Here is a 14895-nt window from a genome sequence, read left to right as displayed (position 1 = left end):
CCCGTAGAGGACTTTCACCTCCTAGATCAACGCCATGCTCGGCGCACAACAAAAAGGCCGAGATCTCTCGATCTCGGCCTTTTCAAAATTCAGCTATTTGTTAGCTCTACTAGAAAGTAGAAGCTAATAGAAACTAGATGCTATTAGAAATCACCAACGGCTTGTTTCAATTTCTTCATCGCATTCTTTTCTAACTGGCGAACACGCTCAGCTGAGATACTGTAGGTATCCGCTAAGTCTTGCAGGGTTGCCTTGTTGTCGTCTAACCAACGTGAGCGAACAATGTGTTGGCTACGCTCGTCTAAGCTTGCTAGTGCTAGCCCTAGGCGATTATTGGTGTGTGACTCCCAGTTAGCCGCTTCAACCGTCTCAGCAACGTCTGACGCCTTGTCTTCTAGGTAGTAAACTGGAGCAGTGTAAGCAGAACCGCCATCGTCATCGTCCATAGGCGCTTCAAACGTCGCATCTTGTGCTGCTAAGCGAGATTCCATCTCACGAACTTCTGAAGGCTCAACACCCAGTTCACGAGCAACCGTCTCAACTTCACCGTTATTGAACCAACCCAAACGCTTTTTAGACTTACGAAGGTTAAAGAACAGTTTACGCTGTGCCTTAGTGGTCGCAATTTTAACGATACGCCAGTTACGTAGAACGTATTCATGGATTTCAGCTTTGATCCAGTGAACAGCAAACGAGACGAGACGAACACCAACTTCTGGATTGAAGCGCTTAACAGCCTTCATCAAGCCGATGTTACCTTCTTGGACGAGATCAGCCATTGGTAGCCCGTAGCCAGAGTAGCCTCTTGCAACGTGCACCACGAATCTTAGGTGGGAAAGGATCAAGCCTTTCGCAGCGTCGATCTCACCTTTGTAATGTAATCGCTCTGCAAGTCCACGTTCCTCTTCAGGAGTCAGCATAGGGTAGCTGTTCGCTGAGCGGATATAGCTATCTAAACTATCTTGTGTGACTAAAGCCATTTGATACGCTTGGTTTGCCATTCGGTTCCTCATCAATCTCTGATCTGGAGTAATACATCTATTAAAACCCTACAATCTTGAACCTAAAATGAACAGGTTTCAAGGAGGGGGAAGTAATTATGCATAATCAATTCGTCTATACAAGGCAAAAACTGGTTAAGAAGTGCCTATTTTTCGTCTAAATATGACTCTATTCACCTAAACTGGTTCAATTTCTTTTAGGTGACGCTGTGCAGAAAGCTTTGCAGCCACACTACCAAGCAGAGTTCCGACGATCAAAAGCAGTAAAGATTCATCCCAACTCAGGCCAATTAAACGGAAGTGGCTGTCGTATAGCTGAGCCAAGTCATCCACCGCGCTGTTCAGCAATACGGTAATCAATGCCGTCATTACCCAAGCGCTAATCGAACCTAAAACGCCAAACCACATCCCAGCATAAAGGTATGGTCGAAGAATGTAGCTGTCGGTCGCACCAATCAGCTTCATGGTTTGAATCTCTTCTTTATGCGCCAACACATTAAATCGTAGTGTATTGCCGATAATCAGAAATACCGCGCCCAGCATCAATACCGTTAAGGTAATCACGATGACAGCCGCTAATGCTTTGATCGCATCTAATCGCGCTAACCAATCTTCGTCTAGGCGAACATCGGTCACTAATTCTTGTTGTTTAACTGTGCCTGCCAGCTCTTTAATTAAGGTATCGCTGTGCACGCTTGGCGTAATCACCAGCACACCTGGCAGTGAATAATCGTCGAGAATGGTTAGGGCGTCTTCAAAACCAGAATACTGGCTGAGGTCTGCAAGCCCTTGCTGCGGAGAAATGTACTCCACGAGCTCAACTTGATCCCAACTTTCGATTTCATCCTTAAGCACCATTACTCGTGGCTCAGGAATACCATCCTCTACATAAGCACTTATTTGTGACGGGCTAGTGACATCTTGCGCCACTTCCCCTACATTTTTACCTAATAGGTACAAACAAGCTGGCATCGCCAACGCCATAGAGATCACCGCAAGGGTCAGTAAGTTGCCTAACGGGCGCTGCCACATTTGCGAGAACGATGACTTGGCTTGTTTCCAGTGAACAACAAAGAAGCCGTCGCTTGAAGCGCGGTTTGCTGCTCGATTAGATTGAGGTTTTTTGATGCGCTTATTCGCGGCCATAGTCTTCAACCTCACTCAAAAATCCTTGGTTTAATTCAAGATGGCGGTACTGAGGGCGAGTGTTCACTAACCCAATATCATGCGTCGCTAGGATGATCGTCACACCTGCGCGGTTGAATTCTTCAAATAATCGCAACACACGGTTAGATAATTCAGGGTCTAGATTACCGGTAGGCTCATCGGCTAAAAGCAGAGTTGGACGGTTAACCACGGCGCGAGCAATACCCACGCGTTGTTGTTCACCACCAGAAAGTTGGCTTGGTAAACAACGGGCTTTATCTAATAAACCGGTTTTATCCAACGCAGCACTGACTCGGCGTTTTATTTCGTTTTCAGAAATAGATTCAATACGCATAGGCAGAGCGACGTTATCGAAAATCGAACGGTCCATCAGCAGGCGATGGTCTTGAAAAACAATCCCAATATTACGGCGTAAGAAAGGAATGTCTTTGGCTGGGATACGAGTGATATCGTGATCGTTGAACCAGACACGTCCATCAGTTGGACGCTCTATCGCGCAGATCAACTTCAGCAAGGTACTTTTACCAGCCCCAGAGTGCCCACCCAAAAAAGCCATCTCTCCACGTTTCAGGTGAAAGTCCACTTTTTGGAGCGCTTGTCTTCCACCTCGGTAGGCTTTGCTCACTTGCTGAAATTTGATCACCGAAAATTCCTCTTACGATCACTAATATCAAATTTAAAAACGGTAGCAGATTAAGGATAAACCACTTTGCTACTCGCGTTACTCTTCGCGGCTAAATAGTGCTTCAATGAAGTCTTTAGATTCAAATGGACGCAGGTCATCAATACCTTCACCCACACCAATGTAGCGGATTGGAATCTGGAACTGGTCAGCAATTGAGAAAATTACACCACCTTTCGCCGTACCATCTAGCTTAGTCAGTGTAATACCCGTAACTGGAGCCACTTCACTGAACAACTTCGCTTGGCTGATAGCGTTCTGACCTGTACCTGCATCGAGCGTTAGCATGATTTCGTGTGGCGCAGAGTCATCAATCTTCTTCATTACACGAACGATCTTGCGTAGCTCTTCCATCAGGTTGCTCTTGTTCTGCAAACGACCGGCTGTATCAGCAATCACAACATCAACACCACGAGCCTTCGCTGCTTCAATCGCATCGTAGATAACAGACGCACTGTCCGCACCAGTGTGTTGAGCGATAACTGGCACATCGTTACGCTGACCCCAAACCTGAAGCTGTTCAACGGCTGCAGCACGGAAGGTATCACCCGCTGCTAGCATCACTTTCTTGCCTTCATTTTGGAATTGTTTCGCCAGCTTACCGATCGTAGTTGTCTTACCTACACCGTTCACACCCACCATTAAGATAACGTAAGGTGTTTTAGTGGTATCAACAACCAGTGGCTGTTCCACTTGGCTTAAGATATCTGCCATCTCTTCTTTGAGCAGACCATAAAGCGCTTCACCGTCTTTTAGGTCATTGCGAGATGCTTTTTCTGTCAGGTTTTCAATGATCTTAACCGTGGTATTCATACCCACGTCAGCAATCAGAAGTTGCTCTTCTAGCTCTTCAAACAGGTCTTCATCGATTTGCTTGCCTTTGAACAGACCAAAGAAACCAGCACCGATGTTTGCTTTAGTGCGGCTTAGGCTGCGCTTAAGACGAGCAAAGAAGCTTTCTGTCGGCTTCTCTTGTACTTCTTCAACCTTAGCTTGAGGAACTGCCACTTCTTCCTGTTCTGCTTCTGCTTCTGCTTCTGCTTCTGCTTCTGCTTCTGCTTCTGCTGCGACAGGTTGCTGCTCTTGTTGAGCTTCTTCAAGCGCTTGCTCAGATTCAGTTGGCTTAACTTGTTCAGCTTCAGGCGCGACCTGTTCAGCCTCAACTTGTGATTCAACTTCAGTTTGATCTTCAACGCTTTCTACGTTCGCTTCATTCTGAGTTTTTGGGCTTTGTTCTTCTTCACCAAAACCAAGCCACGATAATAATCCGCGCTTCTTTTTTTCCGTCATCAGAGGAGTTTCCTAGATCTACTAATTAGCTGTATTGACTTAATACACGTCGACTCTTTGCTATTGTTATACAATACAAGCTTGTACAAACGAATAGTAAAGAAAAATGACAAAGCAGTGATAAGTTTGCTTTTAGCTTGATACACTTTGTCATTGCAAATTTATTTAATACACGAACCCACTTAAATTGGGCTCGGTATAGTATCACTTTATTAGCGGTCAAAAAATCTATGGTAAGACGTCGCCAGCAAAACACATCACAAAAAAAGCCATCCGGAGGCTTTGTTCGAATTATTAGTGGCTCATGGAGAGGTAGAAAGCTGCCTGTTCATGATTTAGAAGGATTACGCCCAACCATTGACCGAGTAAAAGAAACACTCTTTAACTGGGTGGCTCAAGATATCCCACATTCAACTTGCTTGGATGTATTTGCCGGTTCTGGCGGTCTAGGTTTTGAAGCAGCTTCTCGCCAAGCCAAAATGGTGACACTGCTCGAAATGAATCAAAAGGCGGCTAAACAGCTTTCTGATAACGCGAAAGAGCTCAAGGCAGACAACATTAATGTCGTGAATACTGATGCTATCTCTTTCCTTAAGAAACCGGGCACGCCTTACGATATGGTTTTCCTTGATCCACCATTTCGTCAAGGCTTACTGGCAGAAACAGTACAACTGCTTGAGAGTAACGGTTGGCTTGCAGACAATGCCATCATTTACGTCGAGACAGAGAAAGAACTGAAACTCGAAGCTATGCCAGAGAACTGGGAATTGCATCGCGACAAGACCACCGGACAGTCAAGCTACCGACTGTTCAATCGAATCACTGAAGAATAGGAGTTATTGAATGAAGTTCTTGCTTCCACTAGCAAAAGCAGCCATCGCCTTTGTTTGGTTTATCTTAATCGTAAATATTTTCTACCCGTTTCCGGGTAATGCTGCGATTGCGCTTTATATCATGACCGCATTCTTGTTCTTCATGCACGGCCTGCAGATGCTGATTTTCATCGGTGCATTCGGCGATAAGATCGAGATGTCACGTTGGGAGAAGTGGTCAATATTGATTTTCGGTGTCTTCGCCCTACTCGATATCCGTCGTAAGCACATGATGTAATCGAAATAAAAACCGAAGAAACAGATACAAAAACGCCGCTCAGTAGAGCGGCGTTTTTTTATTGAGTAATGGTAGCAACACTAGCCCATGTAGCCTTTCACACCATCGAGGAACATTTGCGTCGACAGCATAACCAACAACAAGCCCATCAAGCGTTCGATGGCTTTAAGACCTCTCTCTCCCAGCACTCGCAGGAAGAAGCCATTAAACATCAGAATAAAGAAGGTAGCACCCCAAGCCAGCATCACTGCGCCTGAAAGCTCTAACATATTGTCAGGGTGCTGTGTCGACAACAGAATCAATGCCGCAATCACTGAAGGGCCAGCAATCATTGGGATCGCCATCGGCACAATAAACGGCTCTTCACCAGCCGCAAGGCCAGTAATGCTGCCTGCGCTTGGGAAAATCATCTTAATCGCGATGATAAATAGAATGATACCGCCAGAAATACTCAAGGTTTCAGGCTGTACGTGCAGGAAGTTCATGATGCTTTGACCCGCAAATAAGAACAGCAGCAAGATAACCAGTGCGAACATCAGCTCACGAATCAGAACAATACGGCGACGCTTCGGGTCAATATGCTTAAGGATAGAGAGCACGATTGGCAAGTTGCCAAGCGGGTCCATGATAAGAAACAGCATGGTTGCTGCAGATAAGATTTCCATAAGTTTGTCTCGAAAAGCGTAAGTGCGCGGAGTATAGCAGCCTCAACATTGATTTTCGAACGCAGTAATAAAAGGATTAACTTATGTAATTAGAAGGGAATTTTGCGAGAGCAAATAGAAAGGAAAAAGAGAATTTAAAGAGTGAAGCCGAAACGTCGCATCCACTCTTCTTATCGATAAAAGCCAAAAGGCTCTAAAAACCAAATCTCTGGGAATTAGTGGTTACACACACGTTCGCGATTAGTGCAAAGCTTGTCATCAATAACCACGACCTTTTCCATCTTCAGGAAAAACTTCAGCAATCCATCTAAATCCAGACCGTTCAGCTTACACGTATGAAAACGCGCTTCTGCGCCATAAGTTTGAGCGAGTTCTTGCGTCAACTCTTCACGAGTCAGTGGCTTTTCACTCAGTAGGTTTAAAACGTTGTGTGCATGAATTTCGGTAGTCATAACTCTATCTCATGTTTAATGAAGTAGACGTAGAGTACCTACTTTCATCTGAGCTGCCTTGATGTAGCTCAGAGTTAAGCGAGCTCTACTCTAAATGGTAAGGGAAGCAACAATGAGAGCGTGCGCCAGAAAGTAGCTGCCCGTCACCCAAAAGTAGGCACCCTTAATTGGGCTACGATAGAAATTTAGCGCGTACGCCAATGCTGAAAGCAGCAACACGGCACAACCGGCAAAACCGACCGCATGCGACAGTTGAGGATCAAGCAACCAGAGCTCACCAGAAGCCCATGCAAGCTGAATAAGCACGATACCCATGATAACGACAGGAAAGACGAGTTTGTCTAAGCGAGGTAGAAGTAAGAAGAAAGCAACAACGCAAGCTGCCAATAACAGCGCGAACAACCACCAAACCATTTCACCTGATAGCTGTAACCAAAAAGCTTTGCTGTAACAGAGTTGAGCCAATAAGAAGCAGACAAAATGCAGAGGGCGTTTTTGAGTGAGAGTATGAAGCACATCTGCGATCGCAGAGATAGCCAACCCCGCAACTATCCAATAGGTAAAGTCAGCCACAACCGACTGAGTTAAAGCAATTGTCGCTAATAATACAAAGGTAAATACCTTATACGATAAGGCCTGACCGATATGTCCATGTTTCGTTCCTGCTATTGCTCCGATACCAGATAAGGAAACCGCTAACCAACTCCACATACCACTTGCCCTATTGCTTTAAATCGTCGCCAGTCTAGGCACACGAGTGTTGATGTAAAGCCTCAGCCCCTCAAAATTGGATCTTGATTACGCTTCCACTAAAAAGAGTCTCTTTAGATTGAAGTCGTAACAATTACCACCATGACAATAGCCATTCGTTTAAAACTAGAACGAATCATCATAAAACCCATTCAAACTGGCATTAGAGTCGCCATACTTGAATTTTGGCCAATTCTAACCTATCGACCCCACCAAAACCGGCCTAATTCCGTAAAATACCACACTTAAAAAATTAAAATAACCACATTTAAAGTAAATAATAACAATAACTTAAATAAACAAACTCAAGATTAATAGGAAAATAAAAACGCCAACCAAGCCTAGACTTGTAAAGTAGCCAGTTTTCTTTTTTAACGCCCAGTTTTGTCAGGTTATTTCAAGCCTCCGGTAAAAATCGCCACAAAAACCAAGCCGAAAACTTAAAAAACCAACCAAAACCAACCTAGCCACCACCAACCTCTATTAATACAGTTTAACAACCTTTAACAATATAAATTACACAAAACAACCATTACAAAACAACAAGTTAAATCAAATTAGAACAAACATAAATCACAACGAACAAATTAAGAACACACCATAAAACACAGTTAAACACTGCCAAACAAGCCAAAAACTCATAGTTTTCTACTACTTTTAAAGCTTTCGAAAGTAATTCTTGATCTAAGGCCATAAGTAGTGCTATTCTTTAAAACATAGCGAGAGACAACCAAATTTAGGAGTAGTGTTATGATTTCATCTTCGCAAAGACAAGGACTTGTAATGATCGCGGTAGTTGTAGGTCTAATGACACTACCGATGATGTACTAAGCAAGTTACAGATAAAAAAAGGGACGCCATGAGCGTCCCTTTTTTTGTTCAATTTTTTCACTTCGAAAACAGATGCAGTGTTAGCACATCCCAGTTCGCATAATAGAAACCTGCGGCAGCTAAAGTCATTGCCATCATCAGTAAGATCGCAACTCGCCAGATAAAACGACCACTACGTGGAGTCAGCTCCTTCTCACAGTCGTTACACATCATGATGAACTTATGTTGGTCTTCCAACTTAGCCTCATGTTCATTGACTACCTTATTACGACACGTTGCGATATAGCGCAGCTTGCTCACCATATCGTGCGGTAGCCTTTCTTCACAGCTTGTTACAAGCTCATGCAATCCTTCGCCTTCGGCATGATATTGAAGCCTCAATAATTTCTCTATATTGCGAGTTCTTGTCACCACTTTTTCAATATCGGTCATCTTAGCCCTCCCACTCCACACTATAATTCTAGTCGAGCATTTCCCTATTCTTATACAAAATCACTGTTATTTACGAGAGAAAGAGACAATAAATAACAATGCTTTATCCCAAACTGACCATTAAATGTGATGTCTGCCGAAAAATAATCAGCTTGGCTTACAACAGTTCACGAATAACGGCTTTAAACACATATCCCTATTGCCTGAAAGACTAGAATAACCATCACGACTACATGGAGGTTATATGCCTAATTCACTCTTTTTTGCCATCTTTGCTCTCGCTGCTCTAGCGGCTTGGGTATTTATTGGTTTCTATCGAAAACACTCGCAAGGTGAAAATGCGCCAGAGAAGAAAGTGAATGTCACGGTGTTAGACAAACAATCGATCGACCTTCCTGACGCAGAACCGGGCCAAGAAGATCAAGAGTACTGGATTTACGTTCAACGTGGTGTGGTTGGTCCGAAGCGAGAATTCCAAGTCGGCATCCACTATTTCCACGCCCTTAACCCTGGCGACAAAGGAACCTTAACCTACCAAGGCGATAAGTTCTTACACTTTGCGTTGAAGCGCTAAACGTCAGCCGCTTCAACTGTCGTCCCTAAGCAATCCATCAGAAAGCCTTAGCAATCACCGCTAAGGCAATAACCAACGCGTTTTCTCTGACTTAGACACCAACCAGCTCATCCATAATGCGCCAGCTCCGCTGAGCACAATCCATAATGGAATAACCCATGCCGGATGTCCTTGGTACCAACCAAACTCTTTCATCGGCCACAAGAAAATCGGGTGCAGCAGGTAAATACCTAAGCTGTGCTTACTGATAAAGCCAACCACTTGGTTACTCTTCTCAGACAGGCCTTCACCATAGTAACGGCATACCATGAACACCATGCTCGCGGCTAATACGGTATTCAACGTTTTGTAAGATAGCCAGCGCCCTACCGTGTACTCTTCTGCTACCAAGCTTGCATCAACCACCATGTAAACCGTGGTTAGTAACGCTAGCCCACCCAGTAACACACTCACGCCAACGGTCATCTTGTTAAGTGGCACAATCTTATACAGCAAGTAACCCAATGGTAAGTAACCGGTGTACAACCACAATTCGTGACTCCAAGGGCCATCGATTTTCAGTAAGAACAGCAATGTTGTGAACAACCATACCGCCGTAAAGGCATAGACCGATCTATCACCGTACTTTCTAACCATGATCTGCAAGAACGGAATCACAAAATAGAGTGGGATGAAGTAATAGAAGAAACCAAGGTGGTAATAGGTGTAATGATGGTAGCTATTAAGCAACACGTCCCAACTGACGTCGGCATCAAAGCCCATTGCTGACCAGCCCGACAGATAGGTATAGAAAAGCGACCAGACAATGAAAGGTATCAGTACCTTGCCCAAACGACGCTTGAGGTAGTATTTGGCGTCAAACGGGCGCTGATCACTGAGCATCAGTGCGCCAGTAATCAAAATGAACACAGGTACTGCCCAGCGGCTGAAACCGTTTACCGTAATGGCAGTAAGCCATTCACCGAAAGGAATAGTGCCCAACTCATTGCGATAAGGCGCCAAAACATGAATCGCGATAACCGCTACGGCCGCGACACATCGTGCTAAATCAAAAAAGAGAATTCGCTGCTTCATGTAAATGCCTGATTAATATTCAATCATTCTACTATAGCAATAAAAAAGCTGACCGGAATAAATACCAAGTCAGCTTAGTGTTAAAGGAGATACTTATCGCGAATTTAGCTCATACGACTCTAGCTTCTGCGACTTGAGCTCTCACAAATGAGGCTCATGTGGCTGAAGCTTATGCCGCTGAAATTTGCGGCACTTTCGGTAAACGCAGAGAGATCACCGTCGTTATCGCCAAGAATGCGAAGGAAACCCACAGACACGCAGACAAACCTGCCATTTGGAATACCAAGCCCGACAATATCGTGCCAATCAAACGGCCCATCGCGTTTGCCATGTAGTAGAAACCGACATCAAGAGAAACGCCATCGCCTTTCGCATAACTCACAATCAAATATGAGTGAAGTGATGAGTTCACCGCAAAGATGACACCAAACACCATCAAGCCACCGATAATAACTAACTCGGGTTGCCAGCCAATCTGTACCGCATAAGCGATAGCAGCGGTCACTATAGCCAGCGCACCAGCCCATAACAGCGCGGCATGGCCATCTGGCACCTTACCTTGAGCTTTACCAGTAATCTTGGGTGCAATGCCCTGCACAAAGCCGTATGCGATGGTCCAAGCCGCTAAGAAGCCACCCACCCATGAGTGATCCCAACCAAACACGCTGCCTAGGTAAATCGGCAAAGCAATCACAAACCACACATCACGAGCGCCAAACAGGAACATACGTGCTGCGGATAGGATGTTGATGGATTCAGACTTAGAGAAGATCTGTTTGAACTTAGGCTTGGTTTTCGCTTTGCCCATGTCCGCTTCTAAGCTCAACACACTGCCAACGAAGACCAATGCCAACACGGCTGCCATCGCGAGCACGGCGTATTGGAAGCCAATCGTTGAAAGCAGTAAACCACCAATAAAGAAGCCTGCCCCTTTAAGCGCATTCTTAGATCCGGTCAGAATCGCAATCCACTTATAAAGCGCGCCTTGTTGTTCATCAGGAACCAGAGTCTTAATTGAGCTCTTGGCACTCATCTTATTGAGGTCTTTAGCGATACCAGACAAGGCTTGCGCCGCCATGACCCAAGGAATGGTCAGCATTGCCGTTGGCACCGCGAGCATACCCAAGGCGACGACTTGCATGCCTAACCCAATGTTCATGGTCTTATTGAGGCCAAGACGCGCCCCTAACCAGCCACCGATTAGGTTAGTCACCACACCAAAGAATTCATAGAAAAGGAACAGTGAGGCGATTTCTAACGAACTGTAGCCAAGGTCGTAAAAATACAGAACCACCAACATGCGAAGTGCACCATCAGTAATGGTGAAGTTCCAGTAGTTAAAAGTCACCAACATGTATTGGCGAACGCTCTTACTTAGATTTGAAAACATAACGCTATCTCTGCAATCTAAACAAAAAGAGCTTTTGGATCATGATAAGTTCAACACTCCAGATACCAAAAGCTCCCTGTCTAACACTGATGACTATTAGCTATTCGCTACGCCATTAATGTATTCAACCTGGATAGGTTTAGTGAAGGCACCTGGACGCAGTGCCTGCACCTCTTGAACTACCTTGCTCAAATCCCAGCCTTTTTCTAACAGTAGGTGAGCTGCGAACAAACCAGTGCGACCAGAGCCGCCCATACAATGCATTGCAACCTTGCCGCCGTTATCGACGATGTTATGTAGCTCAGGGCTAGCTGCTTGCCACTTCGCAGCAAAACCAGCACCCGGTGCACAGTCGTCTTCAATTTCGATCTGGAACCATTGCATACCTAACGCACGTGTTTTTTCACCAAGTGCCGCCACGTCTTTGCTTGCAAGCTCATGGTCATCAAGTGCTGTCACGATAGCTTCAACGCCTTGCTCTTTTAGCTGAGCCAGTGATGCATCAAGCGTTGCTTCTTTTGTGCCTGGGCACGGAGTAAGCACTAGCGCACCTTGCTCTAGGTCTAGTTGCCATGTTGGATGTATCATTATATCTTCTCCAGATTCTTATTAAGCAAGGCCAACGGTACGAACAAGCTCAGCGGTACGTGTTGCGTAACCCATCTCATTGTCGTACCAAGCGTAGATCTTAACCATGCGCTTACCGACCAACATCGTTGATAGTGCATCCACGATTGTTGAGCGTTGGTCGCCTTTGTAATCGATAGAAACCAGTGGACGCTCTTCAAAGCCAAGAATACCTTTTAGTTCATTCTGAGACGCTTCTTTCAGCATCGCGTTAACTTCTTCTGCCGTGGTGTCTTGCTTCACTTCGAAGATGATGTCTGTCAGAGAAGCGTTCGCTAGCGGTACACGAACTGCGTGGCCGTTGATGCGGTTTTCTAGCTCAGGGAAGATCTCAACAATCGCTTTGGCGCTGCCCGTCGTTGTTGGGATAAGACTCATGCCACATGCACGTGCGCGGCGTAAGTCTTTGTGCGGCGCATCAAGAATAGTTTGCGTGTTAGTTAAATCGTGAATAGTGGTGAAGGCTGCGTTCTCGATACCAAGCTTCTCGTTGATCACCTTAACCACTGGCGCGATACAGTTCGTTGTACAAGACGCTGCCGTTACGATTTTGTGTACCGCAGGGTCGAAGATATTGTCATTCACACCAACAACGATGTTTGCGATGCCTTCTTCTTTCACTGGCGCCGATACCACAACACGTTTCACGCCCTGCTCTAGGTATTTGTTTAGGAAAGAGGTCTTACGGTGAACACCTGTCGCTTCGATAACCACATCACAACCAGACCAGTCGATCGCATCGATGTCGCGCTCTTGTGTGGTCTTGATGCGCTGGCCATTAATGATCATCTCATCGCCTTCTGCAGTTACTTCGTGGTGAAAGCGACCTTGAACTGAATCAAATTCTAGAAGGTGGGCCAGTGTTGTTGTGTCGCCAGCAACATCGTTAATTTGAACAAATTCTAGCTCATCCCAATCGAATGCTGCGCGAAGTGCTAGACGGCCGATACGACCAAAACCATTAATACCTACTTTGACTGTCATTTTCTGTTCTCTCAGTTAATTGCCTTCATATTTGAAGCCGCAGCGTTGTTGACTACGTTCACTTACCGGAGCGCCGGCCGCCCTAATTACATAGAGCCACTATGCTCATAGGGATAAATTCACTTGTCGCCTAGCTGCAACTACAACTATTTCGGCATTAAGTTTTAATGTATTTAAACGCAACATACTGGGCGTGAGTTCATCGACTCTAAGCGCTCAATATCTTGCTGGTATTCAGTTTTCAAACAGTTCGATGCAATAAGGTCGTCAATTAACTTTAGCATCCAACCTGGTAAATCTTGTGACAGGCGGTAAAACACCCACTGCCCCTGGCGAACATCAATCAAAACACCGTTTGAACGCAGCTGCGCAAGATGGCGTGAAACCTTTGGCTGACTTTCTTGCAATGCCTGAGTCAACTCACCAACCGATAAGCACTCATTGCGAACTATCAACATTAAGCAACGCACTCGCGTTTCATCGGACAGTAATTTAAAAAATTGGTGAGGAAGCATAAAAACATACTCATATATGGATATGCACATATCTTAGATGTAAAAAAACGCACGTCAAGGCGTGCGTTTCAATTGTCATAAAAGTTTAACGAAGAAATATCAGAGCTTGTTGGTCACGGTATGGCTCCAACGGCGCGCTTCAGTAAGCTCCGTTTTAACCTGATCCACGCTTAATCCTAAATCGGCGCAGTGCTCATCAATCTGTTGCCAATCGGCATGCTCAAAGCTCTCTTCAAGTGCGAGCAAGGTACCATATGGCCCTTCTCTACGTAATAGAGCAACCTTGATACTTTTACACAGCGGCAACTGCTCGACTAAGTTATCTAACGACAAGTCCAACAGAGCATCCAACAAGGAGAATAAGCCAATCATAAAGGCCTGTTCTCTATACCCTTCAAATGCCTGATAGCGAGACATACGCTGACAAAACTGAGCACGCTGTAGAGACAATCCATACAGCTCTTTAGGCTTTTTATCGGACACATAAGAGGCGACGGCTAACGAGACAAACATTTTCAGTTTCTCTTGACCTAGATATACCAAAGCCTGACGAAAAGAAGAGATGGTAACTTCAAGGCGCGGCGACATAGTATTCACAAAACGCAGCAGCTTATATGAGAGCGCCACATCTTTCGCGACAATGCTCTCCACCCGTTGAAAGTCCACATCGGGCTTACACACTTCTTGAAACAGCTCCATAGCAATCACTTGCTCAGGGCTAATGTATTTACTCTTGATGATTTCCGGTTTATTGAAAAAGTAACCTTGGAAAAACTTAAAGCCAGCCTCTTTGGCTTGCTGGAATTCTTGTTCGGTCTCAACGCGCTCCGCCAAAAAGCTAAACTTTTTCCCTTGATGCGCCCTAACCAAATCACACGCTTCATCCAAACCCATCTGCATAATATCGAGCTTTACGATATGCGTGTATTTAAGGAAACGTTCCCATTCTGGGGTCGAAGTAAAATCATCTAGGGCAATCATGTAACCCGCTTGGTAAAGGTCTTTAACCGCTTCCAACAATTCATCTGTTGGTTTACAGGTTTCCAGAATCTCTACCACCACCTTATCTTTCGGCAAACTTAAGGGCAGTCGACGAATCAAACTTTGATAAGGGAAGTTGATAAAGCAGCGTGAAGATGGAATAGAAGGGTTAAGACCAACAGACAAGAAGTTCTCAACAATCAGACGATACGTTGCTCGATTAGACTCAATATGCGCTGGGTACGCATTCTTTTCTCCATCGCGAAATAACAACTCATAGCCGAGTGTATTCCTCTTGCGATTTAAGATAGGTTGTCGAGCAACGTATGTAGCGGTCATTTCTTGATAACTCTGATTGGTTTAACTATAA

The 14895-nt window shown here is 45.0% G+C and carries 17 protein-coding genes; 3 read left to right on the top strand and 14 right to left on the bottom strand.

Annotation, left to right across the window (positions count from 1 at the left end):
- Window positions 1-143 precede the first annotated feature (143 nt).
- From rpoH to ftsY, 4 genes are all read right to left on the bottom strand, one after another.
- Window positions 144-1001: an RNA polymerase sigma factor RpoH gene (rpoH, locus tag AB6E52_RS17170; protein ID WP_017055518.1), complete on the bottom strand. Its 858-nt coding sequence runs from the start codon at window positions 999-1001 to the stop codon at window positions 144-146.
- Window positions 1002-1178: 177 nt separating this feature from the next.
- Window positions 1179-2147: a permease-like cell division protein FtsX gene (gene ftsX, locus AB6E52_RS17165; protein ID WP_017061038.1), complete on the bottom strand. Its 969-nt coding sequence runs from the start codon at window positions 2145-2147 to the stop codon at window positions 1179-1181.
- Entirely contained in the window at window positions 2134-2811 is a 678-nt protein-coding gene (gene ftsE / locus AB6E52_RS17160; RefSeq protein ID WP_004736585.1) for a cell division ATP-binding protein FtsE, read from the bottom strand. The genes ftsX and ftsE overlap by 14 nt, the downstream gene beginning before the upstream one ends.
- A gap of 78 nt (window positions 2812-2889) precedes the next feature.
- Window positions 2890-4140, bottom strand: a complete 1251-nt coding sequence (gene ftsY / locus AB6E52_RS17155) for a signal recognition particle-docking protein FtsY (protein ID WP_102393083.1) — start codon at window positions 4138-4140, stop codon at window positions 2890-2892.
- A gap of 230 nt (window positions 4141-4370) precedes the next feature.
- On the opposite strand from ftsY, the gene rsmD reads away from it, so the two are divergent.
- Both rsmD and AB6E52_RS17145 read left to right on the top strand, forming a co-directional pair.
- On the top strand, window positions 4371-4973 hold the full coding sequence (gene rsmD / locus AB6E52_RS17150) for a 16S rRNA (guanine(966)-N(2))-methyltransferase RsmD (protein WP_017066764.1): 603 nt from the start codon (window positions 4371-4373) through the stop codon (window positions 4971-4973).
- Between the two features lie 10 nt (window positions 4974-4983).
- Window positions 4984-5250, top strand: coding sequence for a DUF1145 domain-containing protein (locus AB6E52_RS17145; protein ID WP_016784000.1), 267 nt, complete (start codon window positions 4984-4986; stop codon window positions 5248-5250).
- Between the two features lie 80 nt (window positions 5251-5330).
- Here the strand turns inward: AB6E52_RS17145 and AB6E52_RS17140 are convergent, their stop codons facing one another.
- From AB6E52_RS17140 to AB6E52_RS17125, 4 genes are all read right to left on the bottom strand, one after another.
- Complete coding sequence (locus tag AB6E52_RS17140) at window positions 5331-5915, bottom strand: YhgN family NAAT transporter (protein WP_102321185.1); 585 nt, start codon at window positions 5913-5915, stop codon at window positions 5331-5333.
- 215 nt (window positions 5916-6130) lie between these two features.
- Window positions 6131-6367, bottom strand: a complete 237-nt coding sequence (locus AB6E52_RS17135; protein WP_017061034.1) for a YecH family metal-binding protein — start codon at window positions 6365-6367, stop codon at window positions 6131-6133.
- A 90-nt stretch (window positions 6368-6457) separates the two neighbouring features.
- On the bottom strand, window positions 6458-7078 hold the full coding sequence (locus AB6E52_RS17130) for a lysoplasmalogenase (protein ID WP_102321186.1): 621 nt from the start codon (window positions 7076-7078) through the stop codon (window positions 6458-6460).
- Window positions 7079-8005: 927 nt separating this feature from the next.
- A complete protein-coding gene (locus tag AB6E52_RS17125) occupies window positions 8006-8380 on the bottom strand; it encodes a hypothetical protein (protein ID WP_004736595.1) in 375 nt (124 codons plus the stop codon).
- A 244-nt stretch (window positions 8381-8624) separates the two neighbouring features.
- Between AB6E52_RS17125 and AB6E52_RS17120 the strand changes: the two genes are divergently transcribed.
- Window positions 8625-8954: a DUF2500 domain-containing protein gene (locus tag AB6E52_RS17120; protein WP_017061032.1), complete on the top strand. Its 330-nt coding sequence runs from the start codon at window positions 8625-8627 to the stop codon at window positions 8952-8954.
- Between the two features lie 60 nt (window positions 8955-9014).
- Here the strand turns inward: AB6E52_RS17120 and AB6E52_RS17115 are convergent, their stop codons facing one another.
- From AB6E52_RS17115 to AB6E52_RS17090, 6 genes are all read right to left on the bottom strand, one after another.
- Window positions 9015-10028, bottom strand: a complete 1014-nt coding sequence (locus AB6E52_RS17115) for an acyltransferase (RefSeq protein WP_102321187.1) — start codon at window positions 10026-10028, stop codon at window positions 9015-9017.
- 169 nt (window positions 10029-10197) lie between these two features.
- The gene (gene arsJ, locus AB6E52_RS17110) at window positions 10198-11418 is read right to left on the bottom strand and encodes an organoarsenical effux MFS transporter ArsJ (RefSeq protein ID WP_029235838.1); all 1221 of its coding nucleotides are present in this window, start codon (window positions 11416-11418) and stop codon (window positions 10198-10200) included.
- A 96-nt stretch (window positions 11419-11514) separates the two neighbouring features.
- Complete coding sequence (locus AB6E52_RS17105) at window positions 11515-12006, bottom strand: cyclin-dependent kinase inhibitor 3 family protein (RefSeq protein WP_017061028.1); 492 nt, start codon at window positions 12004-12006, stop codon at window positions 11515-11517.
- 21 nt (window positions 12007-12027) lie between these two features.
- Complete coding sequence (locus tag AB6E52_RS17100; RefSeq protein WP_017061027.1) at window positions 12028-13029, bottom strand: ArsJ-associated glyceraldehyde-3-phosphate dehydrogenase; 1002 nt, start codon at window positions 13027-13029, stop codon at window positions 12028-12030.
- 173 nt (window positions 13030-13202) lie between these two features.
- Window positions 13203-13544, bottom strand: a complete 342-nt coding sequence (locus tag AB6E52_RS17095) for a metalloregulator ArsR/SmtB family transcription factor (RefSeq protein WP_017063763.1) — start codon at window positions 13542-13544, stop codon at window positions 13203-13205.
- A 99-nt stretch (window positions 13545-13643) separates the two neighbouring features.
- Window positions 13644-14864, bottom strand: a complete 1221-nt coding sequence (locus AB6E52_RS17090; RefSeq protein ID WP_017061025.1) for an EAL and HDOD domain-containing protein — start codon at window positions 14862-14864, stop codon at window positions 13644-13646.
- Window positions 14865-14895 lie beyond the last annotated feature (31 nt).

It is taken from the genome of Vibrio sp. 10N.247.311.13 (assembly GCF_041467595.1).
In the GTDB taxonomy this organism is placed as follows: Bacteria; Pseudomonadota; Gammaproteobacteria; order Enterobacterales; family Vibrionaceae; genus Vibrio; species Vibrio crassostreae_C.
This window is presented reverse-complemented; position numbering and strand designations above follow the sequence as displayed.

Coding starts and splice junctions, on each gene's coding strand:
- ftsY (WP_102393083.1), bottom strand. CDS start 4,140: ATGACGGAAAAAAAGAAGCGCGGATTATTATCGTGGCTTGGTTTTGGT.
- AB6E52_RS17120 (WP_017061032.1), top strand. CDS start 8,625: ATGCCTAATTCACTCTTTTTTGCCATCTTTGCTCTCGCTGCTCTAGCG.
- AB6E52_RS17090 (WP_017061025.1), bottom strand. CDS start 14,864: ATGACCGCTACATACGTTGCTCGACAACCTATCTTAAATCGCAAGAGG.
- AB6E52_RS17095 (WP_017063763.1), bottom strand. CDS start 13,544: ATGCTTCCTCACCAATTTTTTAAATTACTGTCCGATGAAACGCGAGTG.
- arsJ (WP_029235838.1), bottom strand. CDS start 11,418: ATGTTTTCAAATCTAAGTAAGAGCGTTCGCCAATACATGTTGGTGACT.
- AB6E52_RS17105 (WP_017061028.1), bottom strand. CDS start 12,006: ATGATACATCCAACATGGCAACTAGACCTAGAGCAAGGTGCGCTAGTG.
- ftsX (WP_017061038.1), bottom strand. CDS start 2,147: ATGGCCGCGAATAAGCGCATCAAAAAACCTCAATCTAATCGAGCAGCA.
- AB6E52_RS17145 (WP_016784000.1), top strand. CDS start 4,984: ATGAAGTTCTTGCTTCCACTAGCAAAAGCAGCCATCGCCTTTGTTTGG.
- rsmD (WP_017066764.1), top strand. CDS start 4,371: ATGGTAAGACGTCGCCAGCAAAACACATCACAAAAAAAGCCATCCGGA.
- rpoH (WP_017055518.1), bottom strand. CDS start 1,001: ATGGCAAACCAAGCGTATCAAATGGCTTTAGTCACACAAGATAGTTTA.
- AB6E52_RS17100 (WP_017061027.1), bottom strand. CDS start 13,029: ATGACAGTCAAAGTAGGTATTAATGGTTTTGGTCGTATCGGCCGTCTA.
- AB6E52_RS17135 (WP_017061034.1), bottom strand. CDS start 6,367: ATGACTACCGAAATTCATGCACACAACGTTTTAAACCTACTGAGTGAA.
- AB6E52_RS17115 (WP_102321187.1), bottom strand. CDS start 10,028: ATGAAGCAGCGAATTCTCTTTTTTGATTTAGCACGATGTGTCGCGGCC.
- AB6E52_RS17130 (WP_102321186.1), bottom strand. CDS start 7,078: ATGTGGAGTTGGTTAGCGGTTTCCTTATCTGGTATCGGAGCAATAGCA.
- AB6E52_RS17140 (WP_102321185.1), bottom strand. CDS start 5,915: ATGGAAATCTTATCTGCAGCAACCATGCTGTTTCTTATCATGGACCCG.
- AB6E52_RS17125 (WP_004736595.1), bottom strand. CDS start 8,380: ATGACCGATATTGAAAAAGTGGTGACAAGAACTCGCAATATAGAGAAA.